Annotated in this window: 10 protein-coding genes, 1 tRNA gene, 1 other RNA gene and 7 pseudogenes; 7 read left to right on the forward strand and 12 right to left on the reverse strand. The window is 35.5% G+C overall.

The window, feature by feature from the left end; translation table 11 throughout:
* Window positions 1–995: 995 nt before the first annotated feature.
* The gene (locus BscR1v2_RS04600) at window positions 996–1,940 is read left to right on the forward strand and encodes a lysylphosphatidylglycerol synthase transmembrane domain-containing protein (RefSeq protein ID WP_078689911.1); all 945 of its coding nucleotides are present in this window, start codon (window positions 996–998) and stop codon (window positions 1,938–1,940) included.
* A 369-nt stretch (window positions 1,941–2,309) separates the two neighbouring features.
* Here the strand turns inward: BscR1v2_RS04600 and BscR1v2_RS04605 are convergent, their stop codons facing one another.
* Both BscR1v2_RS04605 and BscR1v2_RS07995 read right to left on the reverse strand, forming a co-directional pair.
* Window positions 2,310–3,887: a TerC family protein gene (locus BscR1v2_RS04605; RefSeq protein ID WP_078689912.1), complete on the reverse strand. Its 1,578-nt coding sequence runs from the start codon at window positions 3,885–3,887 to the stop codon at window positions 2,310–2,312.
* Window positions 3,888–3,955: 68 nt separating this feature from the next.
* Window positions 3,956–4,126 carry a hypothetical protein gene (locus tag BscR1v2_RS07995; RefSeq protein ID WP_153301981.1) on the reverse strand — a complete coding sequence of 57 codons (171 nt, stop codon included), beginning with the start codon at window positions 4,124–4,126 and terminating at the stop codon, window positions 3,956–3,958.
* Window positions 4,127–4,361: 235 nt separating this feature from the next.
* Between BscR1v2_RS07995 and BscR1v2_RS04610 the strand changes: the two genes are divergently transcribed.
* Both BscR1v2_RS04610 and cycA read left to right on the forward strand, forming a co-directional pair.
* A tRNA-Lys gene (locus BscR1v2_RS04610) sits at window positions 4,362–4,437 on the forward strand.
* 765 nt (window positions 4,438–5,202) lie between these two features.
* Window positions 5,203–6,603 (forward strand): D-serine/D-alanine/glycine transporter, encoded by a 1,401-nt coding sequence (gene cycA / locus BscR1v2_RS04615; protein WP_078689913.1) that lies wholly within the window; start codon window positions 5,203–5,205, stop codon window positions 6,601–6,603.
* Window positions 6,604–6,689: 86 nt separating this feature from the next.
* Here cycA and ilvC read toward each other — a convergent pair whose 3' ends face one another.
* The 10 genes and pseudogenes from ilvC to BscR1v2_RS04665 all read right to left on the reverse strand — a co-directional run bounded on the left by ilvC (window position 6,690) and on the right by BscR1v2_RS04665 (window position 19,403).
* Window positions 6,690–7,709 carry a ketol-acid reductoisomerase gene (gene ilvC, locus BscR1v2_RS04620; RefSeq protein ID WP_078689914.1) on the reverse strand — a complete coding sequence of 340 codons (1,020 nt, stop codon included), beginning with the start codon at window positions 7,707–7,709 and terminating at the stop codon, window positions 6,690–6,692.
* A 710-nt stretch (window positions 7,710–8,419) separates the two neighbouring features.
* Window positions 8,420–9,153 (reverse strand): annotated as a pseudogene (locus BscR1v2_RS04625) (pyridoxine 5'-phosphate synthase).
* A gap of 84 nt (window positions 9,154–9,237) precedes the next feature.
* On the reverse strand, window positions 9,238–10,359 hold the full coding sequence (locus BscR1v2_RS04630; protein ID WP_078689915.1) for an ATP-dependent DNA helicase: 1,122 nt from the start codon (window positions 10,357–10,359) through the stop codon (window positions 9,238–9,240).
* A 526-nt stretch (window positions 10,360–10,885) separates the two neighbouring features.
* Window positions 10,886–12,684 (reverse strand): annotated as a pseudogene (locus BscR1v2_RS04635) (acetolactate synthase 3 large subunit).
* Between the two features lie 242 nt (window positions 12,685–12,926).
* A pseudogene (gene miaA / locus BscR1v2_RS04640) lies at window positions 12,927–13,801 on the reverse strand (tRNA (adenosine(37)-N6)-dimethylallyltransferase MiaA).
* A 461-nt stretch (window positions 13,802–14,262) separates the two neighbouring features.
* A pseudogene (locus BscR1v2_RS04645) lies at window positions 14,263–15,746 on the reverse strand (Do family serine endopeptidase).
* 199 nt (window positions 15,747–15,945) lie between these two features.
* A pseudogene (gene hflC, locus BscR1v2_RS04650) lies at window positions 15,946–16,838 on the reverse strand (protease modulator HflC).
* Between the two features lie 2 nt (window positions 16,839–16,840).
* A complete protein-coding gene (gene hflK / locus BscR1v2_RS04655) occupies window positions 16,841–17,983 on the reverse strand; it encodes an FtsH protease activity modulator HflK (protein WP_078689916.1) in 1,143 nt (380 codons plus the stop codon).
* Window positions 17,984–18,103: 120 nt separating this feature from the next.
* Window positions 18,104–18,613, reverse strand: coding sequence for a dihydrofolate reductase (locus BscR1v2_RS04660; RefSeq protein WP_078689917.1), 510 nt, complete (start codon window positions 18,611–18,613; stop codon window positions 18,104–18,106).
* Window positions 18,610–19,403, reverse strand: a pseudogene (locus tag BscR1v2_RS04665) (thymidylate synthase). Before BscR1v2_RS04665 ends, BscR1v2_RS04660 begins: the two are co-directional and overlap by 4 nt.
* A gap of 186 nt (window positions 19,404–19,589) precedes the next feature.
* Here BscR1v2_RS04665 and BscR1v2_RS04670 point away from each other — a divergent pair.
* From BscR1v2_RS04670 to BscR1v2_RS04685, 4 genes and pseudogenes are all read left to right on the forward strand, one after another.
* Window positions 19,590–20,896, forward strand: a pseudogene (locus tag BscR1v2_RS04670) (MFS family transporter).
* 460 nt (window positions 20,897–21,356) lie between these two features.
* Window positions 21,357–21,712, forward strand: a transfer-messenger RNA (tmRNA) gene (gene ssrA, locus BscR1v2_RS04675).
* 145 nt (window positions 21,713–21,857) lie between these two features.
* Window positions 21,858–22,406, forward strand: a complete 549-nt coding sequence (locus BscR1v2_RS04680; RefSeq protein ID WP_078689918.1) for an SspB family protein — start codon at window positions 21,858–21,860, stop codon at window positions 22,404–22,406.
* Between the two features lie 8 nt (window positions 22,407–22,414).
* Entirely contained in the window at window positions 22,415–22,597 is a 183-nt protein-coding gene (locus BscR1v2_RS04685) for a DUF4169 family protein (RefSeq protein WP_078689919.1), read from the forward strand.
* Window positions 22,598–22,754: the final 157 nt, after the last annotated feature.

Here is a 22,754-nt window from a genome sequence, read left to right on the forward strand (position 1 = left end):
GTTGAGCATTTCTTTTTGAAATAATTACTTATCATTTACGTATTTCATTACTGGCGAGATATTTGTTCTCTAAGGATTATTATTACATAACCAAATACAAGCAATTCTAAAATAGAATTCCATTTTTTATCAATCAACTCATTGGAAGATTTGTTACTTTTTGATATTTGGTGTTGAAGTGCATTTTTGTTAAAAGCTTGTATCTATCAAAGCCATTAACAACCTCTGTTATCATTATACAAAATGGCATTTGCTATTTTTTAAGGTTACGTTCCTAGCTGGATTATGGACTGTAGTTTTTAGAAAATTTTTTATCCCCACAAAATTAAATTCAAACTTAGAACTTCTTGAATAATGCCTCTATGATTTGATCTTTGCAAAAACAACTTTTTCTATTTGTGCTCAAATCTTTCCGTTTTCATTAACCTTGGCAAAATTAAAAATATTTAGAGAAATTTTCACGTAAATTTATGAAATACGCAAATAATTCTTAATATTAATGAAAATTCTAGCCTAGAGTTTCTATTCACTATTTAAAAAATCAGTCATGTTATGATGAGTAATCACAACTGTATTGGCAAACAGATTTGCGATTTTCCTTAACAAACAAAGGTAAGTCTTTGATTTCAAATAAAGAATAAAAATATTTTTGCCAGTAGAATAATTGCAGATAAAATAGAAACAATTAGCAAAAAATACCATAAAACAAGAAATTATTGATGCAACTAATATTTAGAAATATACAAAAAGATGTTATTGTACTATTGAAGTAGGATAATGCGCAACCAATATACCCAAACTTAAAGCTTATACACTACTTACAACAAAAACAGCCTGTTTTATTAATTGATGTGTAGCCATTGTAATGATAATGACAAAAAAGCACTCGAGATTATGGAAAATTTAGCAAAACAATGATTTGCAATCTAAGACGAATAATCACGAATTATGTGCCCAAAAGTCATGAATAAAAACCCGGAAATGGATAAAAAAGTGTGAAATTAAAAAAATTTATATGGCCATTTATCGGCATCCTAACAATGCTGATATCAATCCGTATTCTTTATATAAAGCTATCAACTATTTTTCTAATTGATGTACTGGATCGTTTAGCCGATTTAAAGGTACATCAGTGGTTACTGGCCTGTTTTTGTTCACTCATCGCTTATGCAGCTCTTGCTGGGTATGACCGAATTGCTTTGCAACATCTTGGTCGTAAAATTTCCTGGGTATTTATCGCCATCTGTTCATTTACCACTTATGCGCTTTCACATAATATCGGTGCTTCAGTTTTTTCTGGTGCTGTTGTACGCTACCGTGCGTATAAAATGAAAGGGTTAAGTGGAACAGAAGTTGCAATATTAGTTGGCTTTTGCTCCTTTACTTTTGTAATTGGCACAATCTTGCTTTCTGGCATCGTTTTAATTCTGCATCCTGAAATTATCACGCTCATTTACGAAGATCTTCCCATATGGCTTGGCACAATAATTGGCGTAATTTTACTCGCTTTTATAGCGCTATACACTCTCGGCAGTTGGTTTCAGTTAAAACCTTTATACATCAGCAAAAAAATTCAACTTTCTTATCCACGGCTTAAAATTGTCATCCAACAGCTTCTGATTAGCCCATTAGAACTTTTAGGAGCAGCGGGAATTATATATGCCGTATTGCCACATAATACTGATATTTGTTTTATCTCTGTACTCGGCGTTTTCCTAGCGTCTTTTACCATTACCCTGCTCTCTAATGCCCCTGCAGGAGGCGTAGGTGTACTTGAAGCTTTATTCATGGCAGGTATGCCTCAAATAGATCCTACTAATGTTATTGCAGCACTTATTGTATTTAGAATGCTCTATTTGATTATACCGCTTATCATTTCACTATTCTTTGTAGCAATTTTTGAGATTCACCAATATCGAAAACGAACGCAGCATACCTAACTTGAAAAACCTAAACTCACTTCACTTTTTTTGCATTCAAACAAATAATAAGAATTGTGCTAATTTTAACTAACATTAAAATCAGTGTATTTACTCGATTTCCCTATAAATGCACAATATAAACGATATACTAAAATAAACGTATATTTTTCACGATTATAGATATCAATTTTAATTTAAATAATATTTATAACCTTATAATAATGTATTGATCAGTAATTATTCTTTACATAAATATACAGAAATTAACGGAATAAATACTACTTTTTTAATATAAATCTTTTTAATACTTCTATACTTTTATATATTCATAAATTTGTATAAGCCTATTAAAAGCAATAATAAAAAATTGGCTATTCTTTTTATTTTCTAAACCATTACTTCTTTTGCTACAAAATTAAGGGGAGAGATGAGCACTTTAGAAATATTTCGACGGTCCATTTCAATCACTTTAAAACACAAACCTTCAGTTTCAAAACTTTCATCTTCATTTGGTAAATGGCCAAAATGCCAAAGCATAAATCCCGCAAGCGTAGTATAACGGTCTGCCTCATCAACAAAATCACGCTCAAGATAACTACTTAAATGGCGAATATCTGCACACCCCTCAACAAGAAAACTTCCATCTTCAAGTCGTTCCACCACAACAGGTTCTTCATCATCATCAGGAAAATCACCAGCAATAGCCTCAAGAATGTCCGTCGGTGTTGCAATACCTTCAAAAGATCCATGCTCATCCACAATAATCGCAAGCTGGATTGAAGAATGGCGTAATTGCTCCATCAATCGTAAAACACTCGTATTTTCATGAACAACAAGTGGTTCACGCATAGCTCTTTGCCAATTAATCTTTTGATCTTCAGCCCAATTTAAAAGCAGATCTTTAGTTAAAGCAACGCCAACAAATTCGTCTACTTTTTCGCGCGCAAGAATTAAACGGCTATGTTTAACTTTTTGCAATTCTTCACGCATCTCACTCTCATTGCCGTTCAAGTCCAACCATTCAATCTCATTACGGGGTGACATAATAGAGCGCACAGGACGATCAGCCAAATCTAAAACACCACGTATCATTTCTTTTTCTTCTGGTCGAAAAAGCTCAGAAATAGCTGCTTGTTCAACAATGACATCTACAGTCTCACTCAGATTACCGTCTTTTTTTCCTCCCCCTAAAAGTCTTAACACAGCATCGGCTGTCCGCTCACGTAAATCATTTGTTGTAACCATCTTTTCACGATTACGACGCCCAATTTGATTCAAAAACTCAATAAGAACTGAAAAACCTATAGCTGCATACAAATAACCTTTTGGAATATGAAAGCCCAATCCTTCAACAATGAGAGTAAAGCCAATCATCATTAAAAAACCAAGACAAAGAATGACAATAGTAGGATAACGACTAATCAAACGCATAATGGTGCCAGATCCCCACATCATTACACCCATTGCAACAACAACCGCTATGTACATAACCACTGCCTGATCTCTGGCAATCATGCCTGTTGCAGTAATAATACTATCAAGAGAAAACACTGCATCAAGTACAACAATTTGAACAATCACTTGCCAAAAAACAGCATAAATAACACCAGTTTTCCTTTCATGTGCTGCCCCCTCCAATCTTTCATGTAACTCCAGCGTTCCTTTTGCTAACAAAAAAGCTCCACCACTCATTAAAATGAGGCTGTGCCAACTAAAACCAAAGGAAGCAATAGAAAAAATTACTTTATCAAGACTCATTACCCAGCCAATAACCATGAGAAGACAAAGCCGCATAATTAATGCTAAAGTTAAACCTACCAAACGTGCACGATTACGCAAATGTAATGGCAATTTTTCTGCTAAGATTGCAATGAAAACAAGGTTATCTATTCCTAAAACAATTTCGAGGAAAATCAACGTAACCAAACCAAACCACACATGGGGATCAATGACCCATTCCATCATAGTTCATCCTTTGAAAATGTTGTAAAAAACTTAAATGCGCATCGTTGATGAAATAAATTCATAAGCTTTCATTCGCACAATTGATCGATAACATTGAATGCAAATAAATTGCACCCAAAAGCAGGTAGCCACAAGGCATTACTTAAATTCATATGATTGTTGACAAGATTCATACCGTGAAAGAAAAGCTTACATCGCTTGATATTATAAGAAAATTCTTCTGAATTTCGTTCGGGCATTACGCTCGACAATCCTTTAGCACCGTTCTGCATAGATAATTAGAACATTTATTAGTAGAATTATCTTATAATGGATATTTTTGTACAAGATCAAGAGAAAATACTATATAAAGCTTATATGCCTTACTGGTTTAGTTACAGATTTTATTTATCTTACAAAAAACAATGAGACCATCTAGACATCCTCCTCTAGGAACGTTATAGAACCCCTCATTCTCTTCTTTGTAAGAACCCTGGGTGATTAGCTCAGTCGGTAGAGCAGCTGACTCTTAATCAGCGGGTCGTGGGTTCGATTCCCTCATCACCCACCATTTATTCTATAAGATTTTATTGCTAAATTTTGTGATAATATCACAAAATTTCTATTTAAAATTGAAATTCCTTCCCATTTCATTACCAAGAATTTTCAATATTCATTGTACCTGTTCTCTATCATTCTCTTTTAAATTTTATAGCAAAAATACTTTATAAGAATCGCCATTATATTAAATAATATAAGCAAACTAGACACTATGAAAAAATTATAAATACAATAAACTTTCTCAATAAAAATAAATTAACATTGAAAACATATTTACGAATGTTTAAATAAGGCCATATTAATTTTTATTAAAATTTGTTGATTATAACTCATTTCAGCACACACTCATTTTACCAACAAACTTCACTCATAAAAAAGTATAGTAAGTAAAACGGCTATAATCATGTTCCTTTTGTGTAGAAAACATAATTACAGTTATCACTTGAATAACAAATTTTCACGCTTATTTTATCAACCATTAGCCTGCTTTACAAAAGTAATTGGTAAATTGCTATATTACAAAATACCAATTACTTTATTAAGAGTAATATCCTAAAGTTTATAGATTAACTTCCATTGTTCTATTTAAACAAATTGATGAGTTTTACCAATATTATACCACTATATTCACTTTTCTTCTCTATGAACCACTGACCTTTAAAGTTATTGAAAGTGTTTTTCTACTTTACGACTCACTTGTATCATGCTTCCATATGCGAAATTGTCTTTTTGTTAGCGTAATTTAGTCTTAAATAATAAAGGGGATCTCCTAAAAATGGACCATAAACCAAATTTAGCTGAAGATTATAAAAAGGAATTACAACGTGGATTAGATAATCGCCACGTGCAACTTATTGCTATTGGTGGTGCTATCGGAACAGGTCTCTTCATGGGATCAGGCAAAACAATCAGCGTTGCAGGCCCCTCAATTATACTAGTTTACGCCATTATTGGTTGCATTCTCTATTTTGTAATGCGAGCTATGGGAGAATTGTTACTTTCTAATACACAATATCGATCCTTTATGGACTTTTCATCCGAACTATTGGGGCCGACTATTGGTTTTTTTATTGGTTGGACTTATTGGTTATGCTGGATTGTAACCGGAGTTGCAGATATTATTGCTATCATTAGTTATGCACAATTTTGGTGGCCTACACTCAACCCATGGATTCCCGTTCCTATTTGTATCCTTTTCTTCTTAATGTTTAACCTCGTAGCCGTAAAATTATTTGGTGAACTTGAATTCTGGTTCGGTCTTATCAAAATCATAGCAATTCTGGTATTAATTGTTGTTGGATTTTATATGGTTTTTATCGGTTTTACTTCCCCAAATGGCACTGTTTCCTCTCTTAGTAACGTATGGAATGATGGAAATATCTTTCCTCGAGGAATCACCGGATTTTTTGCTGGATTTCAAATTGCTATTTTTTCTTTTACTGGCATTGAATTGGCCGGAACAACTGCAGCTGAAGTCAAAGAACCTGAAAAGATATTACCAAAAGCAATCAACTCAATACCTATTCGTATTGTACTCTTTTACATCTTCTCTCTTGTTGTGATTATGTCAGTCATACCTTGGTATCAAGTTGTTCCAGATAAAAGTCCATTTGTAGAAATGTTTTTACTTGCTGGTATTCCAATCTCTGCTGGTATAGTTAATTTTGTCGTTCTCACATCAGCAGCATCTTCTGCAAATAGTGGTATTTTTTCTACTAGCCGTATGATATACGGCCTTGCTACTAAACAGGGAGCTCCTGCTTTTTTAGGAAAACTTTCCAACAATCACGTTCCAGCCAATGCATTAGTCTTCTCTTGCCTGTGCATTTTATTAGGCTACATTTTCTCATCGTTATCTCCAACTGCTATAGGTGCCTTTACAATCGTTACAACCATTTCAGCAATTTTATTTATATTTGTATGGTCCGTGATTTTAATCAGCTATATTACTTACCGCCGCAATTACCCTACGCAACATGATGCATCTACCTATAAAATGCCAGGAGGTGTTTTTATGTGCTGGGTTACTTTGGCTTTCTTCGCCTTTATTATCTCTTTATTGACGTTAGAATCCGATACTTTAGCAGCTTTAAAATACACATCACTTTGGTTTGTTTTCTTAACTGTTATGTATTTTATATTTGGAAAGAAGAATTTTATCAGACACAAAAAATAAAGGTTATGCGTAAAAGCACATCATAAAAAAGAGTTCTTGTTACCCAGTTTTATATTGAAGCTTTTTTACGCATAACCCAATAAAACTCAGTTACGTTCCTTATCAACCAAAGCATTAGAGCTAATCCAAGGCATCATAGCGCGTAGTTTCTTACCAACTTCTTCAATAGGGTGTGCATCATTTAAACGTCGAATACTTTTAAAACGGGCTGCGCCAGCTTTATATTCTTGCATCCAATCTGACGTAAATTTACCTGTTTGAATATCCCTTAAAATACGTTTCATCTCTGTTTTGGTTTTATCAGTGATTACGCGTGGACCAGACATATATTCCCCCCATTCAGCTGTATTGGAAATTGAATAATTCATGTTTGCAATACCGCCTTCATAAATGAGATCAACAATCAATTTAACCTCATGTAAACACTCAAAATAAGCCATCTCAGGTGCATAACCTGCTTCTGTCAATGTTTCAAAACCTGCACGAATAAGCTCAACAAGCCCACCACAAAGAACAGCTTGTTCACCAAAAAGATCTGTTTCACATTCTTCTCTAAAAGTTGTTTCAATCACACCGGCACGTCCACCACCAATACCACAAGCATAAGACAACGCCACATCATGCGCATTACCTGAAGCATCCTGTGCAATCGCAATTAAGCAAGGAACACCACCACCGCGTTGATATTCGCCACGCACTGTATGGCCTGGACCTTTGGGAGCAACCATCACAACATCAATGGTTTCCTTAACCTCAATCAAGCCAAAATGAATATTCAAACCGTGAGCAAAAGCAATCGCCGCCCCATCGCGCAAATAATTATGGACATGCTCTTTATAAATATCAGCCTGCAACTCATCAGGTGTTGCCATCATAATAAGGTCTGCCCACTGTGCTGCTTGAGAAACATCAACAACTTTAAAACCATCTGTTTTGGCTTTTTTAGCCGTTGCCGATCCTGGACGTAAAGCAATTTGTATATTTTGAACACCAGAATCCTTTAAATTTAACGCGTGTGCACGTCCTTGTGAACCATAACCGATAATTGCTACTTTTTTTTCTTTAATTAAATTAACGTTGGCATCACAATCATAATAAACACGCATGAAAATATTCCTTTATATCTACATTTTAATTGAAGCTTAAATGTCTTTCACTCAAATAAACAAAGAGTAAAAAACCACTCTACGTATTTTGCACCTTACAAATGCTCAAACTTCCACTCACAATAAGACGGTAATTGAATAATTTTTAAATTCGCATATTGCAAACAACAAAGCTATAAATTCGAAGAATTTTTTTAAAATATATTTAGATCTCAAAATAAATAGTAAAAAATCATAATAAACATGATAACCTAGTCATACTTTGGTATTAAAACCAATCTCACCTACCCTACGATAAAATACAACCGCTCTTTAAAATGACTGATAATCATTTGTATAGTTCCACTTATTTAACAAAAATAATTTTTAAAAGCTTATTTCTTACTTTTATTTTCAGGTTAAATAAGGAAATACCATGTTAAACGACTGATAACAATTATAAAAACACCGGCTATACAATAAAATATTTACGTCAACCATAAACAGTGCATTCAACACATTGTAACATTTTGATTCTACACTTGTTAAAGGCTTATTTTAACCTAAAATGAACATTCAATTCACTATTTGGAATAGAATTATTAAATCGCAAATAATATCAATCACGATTTTCTAATGACTATGATTTTGGATAAATCATAAAAACAAGCAATTTTTCCGATTTACAAGAAAATTTTACCCCACATTAACAAACTAATATAAGTAAAAATTTATACTAATAAACGGGTGAAACGCTGAACAGTCTCATGTATTCCATATTCTAACGCATCAGCGATAAGCCCATGACCAATGGAAACCTCATCAAGCCAAGGTATTCGATCAACAAGAGCAGGAAGATTAGAAACTGTCAGATCATGTCCCGCATTGATACCTAATTGCAACTCTCTGGCTTTTTTGGCCGCCAATACAAGTTTATCTAACTCCTGCTTCTGTTTTTCCTTATCTTTAAATGCTCCACCATAAGCTCCAGTATAAAACTCTACACGATCAGCACCAATCGTTTTAACAATATCAAGACCTTCTACAACTGGATTAGCAAATAATGATACACGAATTTTTTTTTCTTTAAGCGTTGTACAATAGGTATTAAAAACTCCGCATCATTAGAAAAATCCCAACCATGATCGGATGTCGACTGAGCTGGATCATCAGGCACAAGTGTAATTTGATCAGCATATTTTTCTGTCATATCTAAAAACATATCACTTGGATAACCTTCAATATTAAATTCAGCAGTGGGAAAATTATTGTTAATTAAAAAACGTATATCTGGTAAATCGGAAAAACAAATGTGTCTTTCATCCGGTCGTGGATGAACCGTCAACCCTGCTGCACCTGCTGTAAGTGCTTTATACCCAATATCTGTAACACTCGGCCATGGCAGATGGCGCCGATTACGCAAAACAGCAACAGCATTGAGATTAACTGAAAGTTTTACTGCCATACACACTTCCATTTCTATTAAATTTTAAAGACAGAGAAAAATACAATTCCCTGTAAAATCAGGCAATAAAAATTATTTTTCATCCTATCGAACAATTGTTAACTGTTTTGCTGCGCGCGTAATCCCCGTATAAAGCCAACATGCATTCATATCACGAAATGCAAAACTTTCATCAAATAAAACCACATTATCCCATTGAGATCCTTGAGCTTTATGAACAGTCAACGCATACCCATAATCAAAGTCATCGTATCTCTTTTTTATTTGCCATGAAATTTCATCTTCAGGATTTTCAAAAATTGCTTTGAGAAGTTTTATTTTTACAACTCCCCATTCACTCTCTTCCGAATTAACAAGAAGATGAATCCCTGGTTTAACAAGTTCCTTCTTTGAAGTCATAACTGTCCACAAAGAGCCATTCAACAAACGTTTTGTTGAATCATTGCGCAAACACACAAGCCTGTCTCCAACCTGCGGATATTTTTCTATAAACCCCTTTAATTCACGAAAACGTCTATTATAAAGATAGCGCGTTCGATTCAGCCCTACCAAAAGTTGATCAGCATCTAATACCAATCGTTGATCAAGCTCTTTGCGCTTAACAACACGCGCTAGCCCATAATCTCCATAAGCAATATCACGCCCCTCACGTACATCCATAGCTAGGCGAATAATTGGATTGTCATACGCTTGTCGATGAATTTCTGATAAAAGAAAATCTGGTGTACCACTAGAAAAAAAACCGCCCCCTGATATGGGAGGCAACTGACCTGGATCACCAAGAACAAGAATTGGCGTGCGAAAACTCATCAAATCACGTGCTAATTGTTCATCTACCATTGAACATTCATCCACAACAACAAGCTTGGCCTGCGCAATTGGACTTTGTCGATTTAATGAAAATGTTGGTGTTATAGATGTTTTACCTGTGACTTCATCAGAAACTTCTTGCTCACCACGAGGACAATAAATCAATGAATGAATAGTACGAGCATTACTTGCCCCCTTAGAACGCAAAACTTGTGCTGCTTTACCTGTAAACGCAGCAAACTGAACAGAACCATCTATTGTTTCTGCAAAATAGCGAGCAAGTGTTGTTTTTCCCGTTCCTGCATAGCCAAAAAGGCGAAAAACAGGAGAGGTCCCGTCTTTCAACCACGCGGCTACAGCCTTCAGCGCATTATCTTGTTCTGATGAAAACTGCATGGTCTATCAAGACAAGATTCGCACAAAAAGAGCAAGCATTTTGAAAATAAAAACTATTATCAAAGATAAGCTTATCCTTATGGTGTTTTTAAAATCTCAGCTCATTTTTGAACCAAAATTTAGTATATTTTATAAACTTCAAAAAACGTAGAGCATTTACCAAATTGATCAATGTTAGATAGGTTTTCAATAATTTAAAAATTAAAATAATCCATCGTCATACTAATTTTACACAAAATACTTTCACCATTACAAAGCTTGTACCTAATCCACCGCCTATACTCCTTTAATTAAGCCTATTCTTGTTGAAGAAAAATATTCCAATTAACCGACAAACAGTCAAACCAATACATATAATAAATGGCAATAATCTCCATATTCTAAAAACAAATCAATGATATACGCTTAAAAATCCGGCTTATTATCAACTTAAGACCGGCATACTAATTTTTATTAAATCATGATCACGAATAGTGAAATACGCTGAAATAAAATTCTCAATTGAATATAATAGATTTCAAACTCTTTATACGAATAATTTTCCTGTAACAGGAACAGCATTAGCAACTACTTCATCATTGGCCTCATCAGGCAACAGCATATCATTATGTGCACACCCAGATGGGATCATAGGAAGACAATTTTCTAAATTATCAACACGGCAATCAAATAAAACCGGTTTATCGCAATCAATCATTTGCTGAATTTTATCATCAAGTTCATCTGGTTTTGAGCAACAAATACCAACTGCTCCATAAGCCTGCGCCAATTTAACAAAATCAGGCATCGATTCTATATAAGAATTAGAAAGACGATTACCGTGTAATAATTGCTGCCATTGGCGGACCATACCCATATACTGATTGTTCAAAATAAAAACCTTTACAGGTGTATTATGCTGAACTGCTGTTGCAAGTTCTTGAATATTCATCTGAATTGAAGCATCACCAGAAACACATATAACAAGTGCATCAGGATGTGCAATTTGAACACCAATAGCAGAAGGAAAACCATACCCCATTGTTCCAAGACCACCAGAAGTCATCCAACGGTTTGGTTCCTCAAAATGACAATATTGTGCAGCCCACATCTGATGTTGCCCAACATCAGTTGTAATATAAGTATTGGCATCTTTGGTAAGAGCGTGAAGCCGTTCAAGGGCATATTGCGGCATAATAACATCTTTTTTCTCGACATATACTAATGAATTACGAGCACGCCATTGATTAATTTGTGTCCACCACTCATCCTGACTTTTCTTATTCAATACAGGTTGTAGTGTACGCAAACATTGTATCATATCTTTTAAAACATAGGCGACATCCCCAATAATAGGAACGTCTACCTTAACTATTTTATTGATAGAAGAAGGATCAACATCAACGTGTATAATGCGCGCATGAGGTGCAAATGCATCAAGCCGCCCAGTAACACGATCATCAAACCGTGCACCAAGAGCTAACATGACATCACAATGATGCATGGTCATATTAGCTTCATAAGTTCCATGCATTCCGAGCATTCCAAGCCAATTTTTGCCAGAAGCAGGGTAAGCACCAAGCCCCATTAATGTTGAAGTGATCGGAAAATCTCCCAATTGAACTAAATCACGCAAAAGTCGTACAGCTTCAAGTCCTGATGAAATAACACCACCACCAGAATAAATAACAGGCCGTTTAGCTTCTGCTAAAAGAGAAGCAGCATGTTTAATAGCTTTTGCATCGTCTTTTGGTTGGGCATGATAATGTGTAGATGTCATAGTTTGAGGCGCCCTATAAACACCTGAAGCACATTGAATATCTTTAGGAATATCAACTAAAACTGGCCCTGGACGTCCAGATCGAGCAATATGAAATGCTTCATGAATAATTTGTGCAAGATCATTCACATCTTTAACAAGCCAATTATGTTTAGTACAAGACCGCGTAATACTAACTGTATCCGCTTCTTGAAAACCATTTGTTCCAATCAAAGTTGTAGGTACCTGACCAGAAAAGCAAACAATAGGGATAGAATCCATCAATGCATCTTGCAAAGGAGTTACAGCATTGGTTGCTCCCGGACCAGAAGTTACAAGCATAACGCCAACTTTTCCGGTACTGCGTGCATAGCCTTCTGCCGCATGACCTGCCGCTTGTTCATGACGCACTAAAATATGTTGAAATGAGTCTTGTTTATAAATCGCGTCAAAGATAGGAAGAACAGCTCCACCAGGATAACCAAAAATATGTTCAACCCCTGATCAATGAGAGCCTGAATTACCATTTCAGCCCCTGACATTATCTTCCCATCTGCTCTCTCTTTTGTTCTTGGATGATCTGTCATTTTTTCTACTCGCCTACTCTACAGCATAACAAAAAAGGCCCCAAAGGAGCCTATAGCATATAAGGAGAAAATATCATAAATCGAACTTCTTATCTTTATAAGCAACTATGATAAGAGTACTTAGATGAGGATTTTAATTTCATTAATGTTATTCGTCAATTAAAAATTGCTTTTTGAAAAATTTTTCATTCAAAATATTCTCTTTTCCTTAAACGATTTTGATATTTTTTCTACTCTTCGTTTTATGAATAAATGAGATTCCATTTGTCATCAAATTGGTTATTAAACCACGTCATTTGCCTTTTTGCATATCTCCTGGTTTGCATTTTTGCTTCTTCAATAGCATCTTCAAAACTTTTATACCCATCTAAATAAGCCATAAGTTCACGTACCCCTATAGCTTTCATCGCTGGTAGTAAAGGAGAAAGCATGAGCTTCTTCATAGCAATTACTTCTTCTAACACTCCTCTTTCAACCATATGGTTAAACCGCTCATTAATGCGTTCATAAAGTAATTGACGTGGGGGAATAAGAAGAATTTTCTCTGAACAATCTTGCGCAATTAAGGATTTTGTTTTTTTCTTTTGCCACCAACTTAATCTCTTACCTGTCGATTCATAAACTTCCAAAGCACGAACAATTCGTTGTCCATCTTGTGGAGCAATTTTTTCACAAAGAACAGCATCAACCTGCAATAACTCACGATAAAGACTTTCAGCTCCTTCCTTATAAAGTCGCATTCGCCATTTTTCTCGTATAGCATCTGGAATAGAAGGGATTTTTGAAATCCCCTCTAAAAGCGCACGAAAATAAAGCCCTGTTCCCCGACAAAAATAAGTGGTTTCAACGGAAATGAGCTTAAAAGCTTTTCAACATCGCTCAACCATTGCCCTACCGAATAGTTAAAAGTGGGACTTACATAACCATAAAGATAGTGTGGAATAATCAAAGTATCAGCTTTTGTTGGCCTTGCTGTTAAAATATTCAACACATCATAAATCTGCATAGAATCAGTATTAATGATAATAGCATTTTTTTCTTGAGCTATTTTTAATGCAAGTTTTGACTTTCCGCTTGCTGTTGGACCAGCTATCAATGTAACCATTCTCTGTGTCATGAATGGAAGCCTTTTATATCCATTAATCAATCACTTAATTGCAATGCTCATCATTAATATTGAATTCAGTATTTACCTATGACGTTGTAAATAGAATTTTTCAAAATGTGAACACATAAGCATTGATACATTTAAATAAAGAGAAAAAGCTAATGTAACGGTATTTTTATTCCTTTAAAAAGGTAAAACAAGCAATACGATAATTCTAAAATAAGATTAAAGCATTACGATTAATAGATAAATTAAAACTACTCTCTATAAAAACTTTTTCTTGTAGGTATGAATTTCAATTACGATAAAATATATTCTAAATGGGCTAAAAAATTAGAATTTGCATACAGATATTGTTAACATCACTGCGTTATCTATAAACAATAATAGCTTTTTAATCAGCATTACGCATAAAAGCACTGCCTTATAAAAATTATTTTTTATAATGAAAACAAAGGCATTGCAAAACATCAATCCATTCGGATTGTTACAAATCGCAATTCTCCATCAGGACGAGCAACAATAAATAAAGCGTTTTTGCGCCCTGCTTCACGTAATTTATGAAAACGTTTTTTAGCATCATCAACTGTTGTGACCGCACTTTGATTGATATCAACTATTACTTCACCAACACGAATACGTTTTTTATCAGCCGCACTATCTTGTGCTACAGATGTCACAACTAATCCATTAAGCTTATCAGCAATTGAATAACGTTGGCGTAAATCAGAGTTAAGTGCCGATAATGTCATCCCCATAAGTTGCATTATAGTAGGATCTGCGTTACTTTTTTCTTATCAGATTTTTCCTCTTTATTTTCATCTGAATCAGTTTCAACTAAACGACCAAGTTTAACTTTTACTGTTTTTTCCTGTCCATCACGTAAAACTGTAATATTCACCACTTTCCCTACAGGGCTTTCTGCTGCTAAACGCGGTAAATCACGTGCATTCTTTATTTTGGTATTCTCAAAATAAAGGATAACATCACCAACATGTAATTGACTATTGTCTACTTTTGCATGTTCGATTTTACCCGCAACTAACGCCCCAACAGCCTGGTCCAATTTCAAACTTTCTGCAATATCATCTGTTACAGGTTGAATACGAATAGCCAACCAACCGCGTCTTACTTCCCCAAAATCACGCAATTGATTGATAATAGAAATAGCCATATCAGATGGTATGGCAAAACCAATCCCAATCGATCCTCCAGAAGGCGAAACAATTGCTGTATTAATGCCAATCACTTCACCATTTCTATCAAATAATGGACCCCCAGAATTTCCTCGGTTAATTGCTGCATCTGTTTGAATAAAATTATCATAAGGACCAGCATTAAGATCACGATTACGTGCAGAAATAATTCCAACCGTTACACTACCACCAAAACCAAAAGGGTTACCGATAGCCATAACCCAATCACCAATACGTACTTTTTCTGAATTACCAAAACGTACAGCTGTTAATTTTTTGCTTCCTGGTGTTACTTGGAGTAAAGCTAAATCCGTCTTACTATCTTTTCCAAGTAATTTTGCTTTTAGCTTTGTGCCATCAGTAAAATTAACCTCAATATCATCAGCATCCACAATAACGTGGTAATTTGTAACAATAAGCCCTTTTTGAGCATCAATTACAAAACCTGATCCAAGAGAACGTACTTTTTGAAACTGACTACCCTCTTGACCATCTTTTGGTGTAAAAAAATCATCAAAATACTCCTGTAGTAATGAATCTTTCGAAATAACAGGAGCAGGAGTATGTTCATCTTGCTCAGTCCCATCAACTATTTGCGTAGTAGAAATATTTACGACTGTATCCAAAAGGGTAGCAGCTAAATCAGGAACTGATAATGATATATCTTTTTGTAAAGCAACATTAGACCAACTTGCTGATCTTAATAAAAACAAAACCATACAGATAATGATTACCGTGACAAAGCGTTTCAGTAACATATTTCTACCTATAACATGCGTTTGCTCAATGCTTAAAAAGCATTATCAAATTCATTTCTGCAAAACTAACATGTTCGTTACAATACCATACAAACTTCATCATAAAAGAAAATGGCCACACGTTAAGCTTTTAATGAAAAAGCAAAGTCTACAGCTGTGATCTATTCGTTCATTTTTTTATCAGTTTTATTACCCCATATCAACCATCAGTGCTAACATTTGATTTTGTTTGCGGTAAATTACGGAAATAGAAAAAGAAATCCTCCTTTGGTGAAATCACTATCGAAGTTTGCTCCAAATTCTTATACTGTTCCATCGCTAACCAAAAATCATAAAACGATGGATTGGTTTTTCTGGCATTTAATAAAAGACGAATACTTTCAGCCTGCCCTTCACCACGTGTAATTTCAGCATCACGTTTTGCTGCTGCTACAATTTCTTCATATTCACGGTTAGCTTCTGCCACAATACGATCTCTCTCTTGTTGACCACGAGCACGAATATTTTCTGCAGCTGCCTCACGTTCAGCCGCCATTTGCCGATATACATCTTCAGAAACAGCATCAGTTAAATCGGTTTTACGAATACGCACATCAACAATGGTAATACCCAACGAACCTGCATCTACAGAAAATTGTCGTTGTACCTCAGCCATCATTGCTCCACGTTCGTCCGATAAAGCTGCTTTGAATTCTCTTTTACCGTAAACAGCGCGCAAAGCATCAATAAAACGTGGTGCAAGATTTTCACGTGCAGCAATGTGTGGACGACCCGATGCAATGCGTTGCAAGAACAATTTAGGATCCGTAATGCAATAGATAAAGAATGCATCCACTTCATAATAGGCACCACCACGCACTTGCACAGATTGTGTAGGCAAATCATAACGCAACAGCCGGTTATCAATAACAACTGTCTGATCCAAAAAAGGGACCTTAAAATAAATACCAGGATCAGATTCTACTTTTACGATCTGTCCAAAACGCTTAATCGCCATCTGCTGACGAGGATAAACAATAAAAATAGATGCCCATAAAGTAACAAGAGCAAATACTATAACACCAAAAATAAAAAGAAACGAGATTGCTGCATAATTAACGCCCTCCAGAAACACTAGACCCCAATAATGATGAGGAATGTGTTGATGTTGTCGCTGTTTTTTCTGATGAATTACGCAACAATTCATTCAGTGGTAAATAAGGTATTACTGGAGAATCTGTTTGATTCAAAACTAATTTATTAGGTGAAGAAAGAATACGCCCCATTGTTTCCATATAAAAACGGTAGCGAACAGCCTCAGGCGCAATTGCAGCCTCACGAGCTATAGCTTGAAAATGTTGAGCACGCCCCGTTGCTTCTTCAATCATCCGTGCTTTTTCACCTTTTGCAATTTCTCGTGTGCGTGAAGCTTCACCATTAGCTAAGCCAATCTTAGTAAAACGCACACGATTACCCTCCTCAATCATCCGCCCACGCTCCTGCTCTGCTTGTTGGACAGAGTTAAACGCAGCAGCAACTTTAGTAGGAGGAGCAGCTTCACTAATTGATACACGATTTATTTCAACACCAAGTTGATATTTATTTGCAGTCAACTGAATAATCTTTTTGACATCATCAGCCACTTCTTCTTTCTTATCGCGTAAAACATCATCAACAGGTCGTGACCCAATCACTTCGCGCATTGCACTTTCAGCAACCTGACGTACTGTTCCTTCTTGATCGCTCACATTAAACAAAAATTGGCTAGGATTTGAAATCCGATAATATATAGAAAAATTTACATTAACAATATTCTGATCGCTTGAAAGCATCAAACCTTCACTTTGTTGCGTCTGATTAGACTGACCACCAATTGCGATTGTTTTTTCCGTTAAAGGCACTTTCATATAGGTTTCAATTGGCCAAAAATGAAAATGCAAACCATCACCAACAATACCTGCTTTAGGAACACCAAAGCGCAACTCTACTGCTTGTTCATTTTGCTGCACAATATAAACAGATTGGAATAGCCAAAAAAGAACAGCAAGCAAAAATAACACAATAAAAATACCACTCTCACCAAACTGCTTAAGCTGATGCTGCCCTTTACGCAGAATATCATCAAGATTAGAGCTATTATCACCGCCGTTATTGCCACCAGAACCAAAAGGATTCTTAGGCGGTAATTTTTTATCACCACCAAGTTTATTTCTATCGCCGCCCCATGGGCCACTGCCATTTTGATTTGTCCAGGGCATCATCACCTCTTTAATTAGTGCTATGAATCACAACCAACCATTTTCAAAACTTAACCATTGACCTTATAGAAGGTCTATGACCTGTTTACAATTAATCGATAAATTCTTTCATTTAAATGGCTACTGCCGTTCATAAATTACAAAACGCGTCGGATAATTGTCTTTGTCTCCTTGTGGAATATATTGTGTTTCAATAATAGTCCACTTTTCTTTATCAAAAATGGGAAAAAAACTATCACCTTCAATAGATGCAAAAATTTCTGTTAAGAATATTTTATGAGCAATCATTAATCCTTGTTGAAAAATTTCACCACCCCCAATAATAAAAACTGCATCTGCACCATTTTGAGTGGCCGCCTCTTGTGCTATATCACAAGCTTGAGACAAAGAATGAGCAATAACAGCACCTTCAGCTGTAAAAGTACGATTACGCGTAATTACAATATTTGTGCGCCCTGGTAAGGGACGCCCAAGAGAATCCCAAGTTTTTCGCCCCATAATAATGGGCTTACCCAAAGTCAAAGCCTTAAAACGCTGCAAATCTGTTGATAAACGCCAAGGCATTGTGCCTTCACAACCGATAACACCATTTTGGGCAACAGCCGCGATTAAATAAATTGGAAGCTTCATACTGCCACCGGCGCTTTGATATGGGGTTGAGCTTCATAATTAAGCAAGTTAAAATCCTCAAATTTAAAAGAAAAAAGATCTGTTACTTCTGGATTTATAAACATTACAGGTAAAACACCAGGTGTACGGGATAATTGCTGTTTTGCCTGTTCAAAATGGTTAACATAAAGGTGAGCATCGCCAAGAGTGTGAATAAAATCCCCCACTTTCAAACCAGTAACTTGAGCAATCATCATCGTTAATAACGCATAAGAAGCAATATTGAATGGAACCCCTAAAAAAATATCTGCCGAACGCTGATAAAGTTGGCATGACAATTTGCCATCAGAAACATAAAATTGGAATAAACAATGACAAGGTGGTAAAGCCATATCTTCTATTAATGCAGGATTCCACGCTGATACAATCAAACGACGCGAATCAGGATTTGTGTTAATCGTATCTAAAAGATTGCTAATTTGATCAATATAGCGCCCATCAGGTGCAGGCCAAGAACGCCACTGAAAACCATAAATAGGACCAAGATTTCCATCTTTATCGGCCCACTCATCCCAAATAGATACGCCGTGTTCCTTTAGCCACGCAATATTTGTGTCACCTCTAAGAAACCACAAAAGTTCATAAATAATTGAACGCAAATGCAACTTTTTTGTTGTTAAAAGTGGAAATCCTGCTTGCAAATTAAATCGCATCTGATATCCAAAATCGATCGCGTTCCCACACCTGTCCTATCTGAACGATCAACACCGTTGCTTAAAACATGGGATAAAAGATCAAGGTAAACTTTCATAAAAGTATTATGGCTGATTCTACTTCTTACAGGAAATTGAAATTTTAAAATTCATAAAAACACAATTCAAATAAACCAAAAATCACCTTTTACAGGAAATTATTATTATGCGATTTAAATTTTGATGACGCAAAAGATAAAATGCTGTAGAAGGAAATAAGCCAATATGAACTCAAGAGGGATAATATGGAAAATAATGTAACTTTAGCAGCACATGATACAAAAAACGTATCATGTCTATTGTATCTAGTGCATCAGGTAATCTGGTAGAATGGTATGACTTTTATGTTTACTCCTTTGCTTCTATTTACTTTGCGTCGCAATTCTTTCCCTCAGATGGTGATGTTGTTGCCCAACTCTTAAAAGCTGCCGCAGTCTTTTTCATTGGTTTTCTTATGCGTCCAATCGGTGGATGGCTTTTTGGTTACATCGCTGACCGTTATGGCCGCAAACGTTCAATGCTTATTTCTGTTTTTATGATGTGCGGAGGTTCATTTTTAATCGCTATACTTCCCACATACGAAACTATCGGAGTAACAGCAGCAGTTCTTCTTCTCTTACTTCGTATGCTTCAAGGACTCTCTGTTGGTGGTGAATACGGTACGACAGCAACTTATATGAGTGAAGTTGCTCTTAAAAATCACCGGGGCTTTTTTAGTTCTTTCCAATATACTACACTGATTGGTGGTCAGCTTCTAGCTAGCCTTGTTATATTTATTCTGGCGCTTTATCTTACAGAAGATCAGTTAAAAGCGTGGGGCTGGCGCATTCCATTCGCCATTGGTGGACTAGCAGCGATTGTTGCGATTTTTTTACGTCGTACTCTTCATGAAACAACCACTGAAGAAAGTCGTTCTAAAAAACAAGCAGGTAGCCTTATGGAACTTCTGCGCAACCATAGAAAAGCTTTCTTTTTGGTTATTGGTTTTACAGCTGGAGGATCACTCACATTTTATACCTATACAACTTATATGCAAAAGTACTTGATCACTACCAGCGGGTTTGACAAGCACACAGCTACAACCATAATGACAATAGCTCTTTTTGTTTTTATGTTATTCCAGCCAGCATTTGGTGCTTTAGCTGACAAAATTGGAACAAAAGCTTCACTCTTTATGTGGAGTCTTTTATCTGTCATTTTCACCATTCCCGGACTTAAAATAATTGGTAATACCGACAATATGTGGGTTGCCTTATCAATTATTATTGGAATGCTATGCATTCTAAGCTTCTACACATCCATTTCTGGTATTATAAAGGCAGACATGTTCCCTTCTTCAGTTCGTGCAATAGGGGTCGGTTTATCTTACGCCATTGCTAACGCGCTATTTGGTGGTTCTGCTGAATCTGTAGCACTTGGATTAAAAGATATTGGATATGGATCTGTCTTCTATTTTTATATAACCGGTATGATGATAATTGCATTCATCGCAATTGTTTTGATGCCAGATCCTCGAAAAAATGGATATCTTCAAAAAGATGAAATCCAGTAAGTTTTTCATTTTTTAAAAAGATCGATTAAAAAGCCCGATTTTCTCGGGCTTTTTTTGACTGTTCTATAAAAACTTGACATTAAAATTTCATCAAGTGCATTTGCTTTTCTAGTAACTATAACAAAAAGCTGTATAATTTTTTACGATTTCCCAATATCATACCACCACTTTTGTAGTAGCCATTTCAGTGCTTTGTTTTTATCACCCAATAAGTTTTGAATTCACTTCACGCTCTCTTTTATCCAGCAGAAAATGGCTGCATTTAGTTCCTATAGGCAAAGCTAAGCGATATCTAAGCCATTTTTAGCTTACCTCATCAAAATCGTTTTATATAAGTTACCCTATTAAATTATGTGTCATTTCATACATAAAACTAAGAATGAACAATTACATTTTACAATCACATTATAAAATCTTGAAACCTATCAATAATGAAAAGATTTAAAATATTAACAATTCCCCCCTTTCCCAAAGACTGTTCTTCATCTATATTTAAAAGTGCTGGTTTTCCAGCTATGGTAATAAACGGACAATGGAATAAACTCATTGGACCCGGGGGCGGTACCCGGCGCCTCCACCAAAATATAATCAACAAGCTTATATTTTGGTGGGGGCGAAATAGGATCGACAAGGGTGTAAAGATTGCTCTTTTACTCGGCATTGTACCACCGTCATCGGACTAAATTAGTAGTTGCAAACGACAACTATGCGGAAGCACGTCTCGCTGCTTAAGCAGTGCGAAGGCTTCAAATTAAGCCTTAAACCGTCGCAGGTTTAAGCGGGGTTCGGAGGCACCTGGCAACAGAAGCCTTCACTTTTATAAGTATTTATTTTGACAAACAAGATATACGAATTGTTATCAAATATGTGGTAGAAAAACATTGCCAGCTTTAAAAAACGTTTCATTGCACTATATTACTTGCGCTTCAATAATTGCATAAATTAAAAGGAATAAACTTCAATGGTTCAAGATCAAATCCGTTACGATATTCTCGTTCAGGATGCGCTCCGTGGAGTTATCCGCAAAGTTTTGTTAGAAGTGGCTAAAGCAGGTCTTCCGGGTAATCATCACTTTTTTATTACCTTTTCAACAAAGGCACCAGCAGTAAAAATCTCTTCTCGACTCAAAAGTCGTTACCCTGATCAAATGACAATCGTATTACAACATCAATTTAGAGACTTGAACGTATCAGAAACTGCTTTTGAAGTTACTTTATCCTTTGGAGAAATTACTGAAAAATTAATTATTCCTTTTGCTTCCATTCAAGTTTTTTATGACCCTGTAGCGGCATTTGAAGCAGCATTTGATTTGCCTGCTAATCTCACTTCTGAAGAAAATGAAAATCCAGAAAGTGCTCCACATACACCCGATATTTCTTTAAACAAACAAAAAACAGAAAATGAGCTCATAAAAACACAGAATCCCAAAAGGGATAAAGAACCTTCAAACAATGATACCAAACAAAGTGCTGATGTTGTTTCTTTAGACTCTTTTCGAAAAAATAAATGAACCTGTCCATGACTAAAGTGATTAACCTTCGCCAATTTCGAAAACAACAGAAACGTATTGAGCAAGCTACTTATGTAGAGGAAAACCGTTATCGTTTTGGACGAACAAAACTTGAGAAACTTTTTGATAAAAAAGAACTTTTAAAAGCTCAAAAGTTTCTTGATCAAAACCGTCTATCTAACAGTGAATGAGAAAAAATGAAAATAAATGTTTGGTCAAAAACTATTCGCTGATATTGATAAGCCTTTTACAAGTAGATTTTTAGAATAACCATTTTGGAGATAAAAACAGTTCGTAAAAAAATAATTTTTATATTTAATGACCCTTAATATTGAAAATAAAAGACTG

Source organism: Bartonella schoenbuchensis R1, from assembly GCF_002022685.1.
GTDB classification, from domain to species: domain Bacteria; phylum Pseudomonadota; class Alphaproteobacteria; order Rhizobiales; family Rhizobiaceae; genus Bartonella; species Bartonella schoenbuchensis.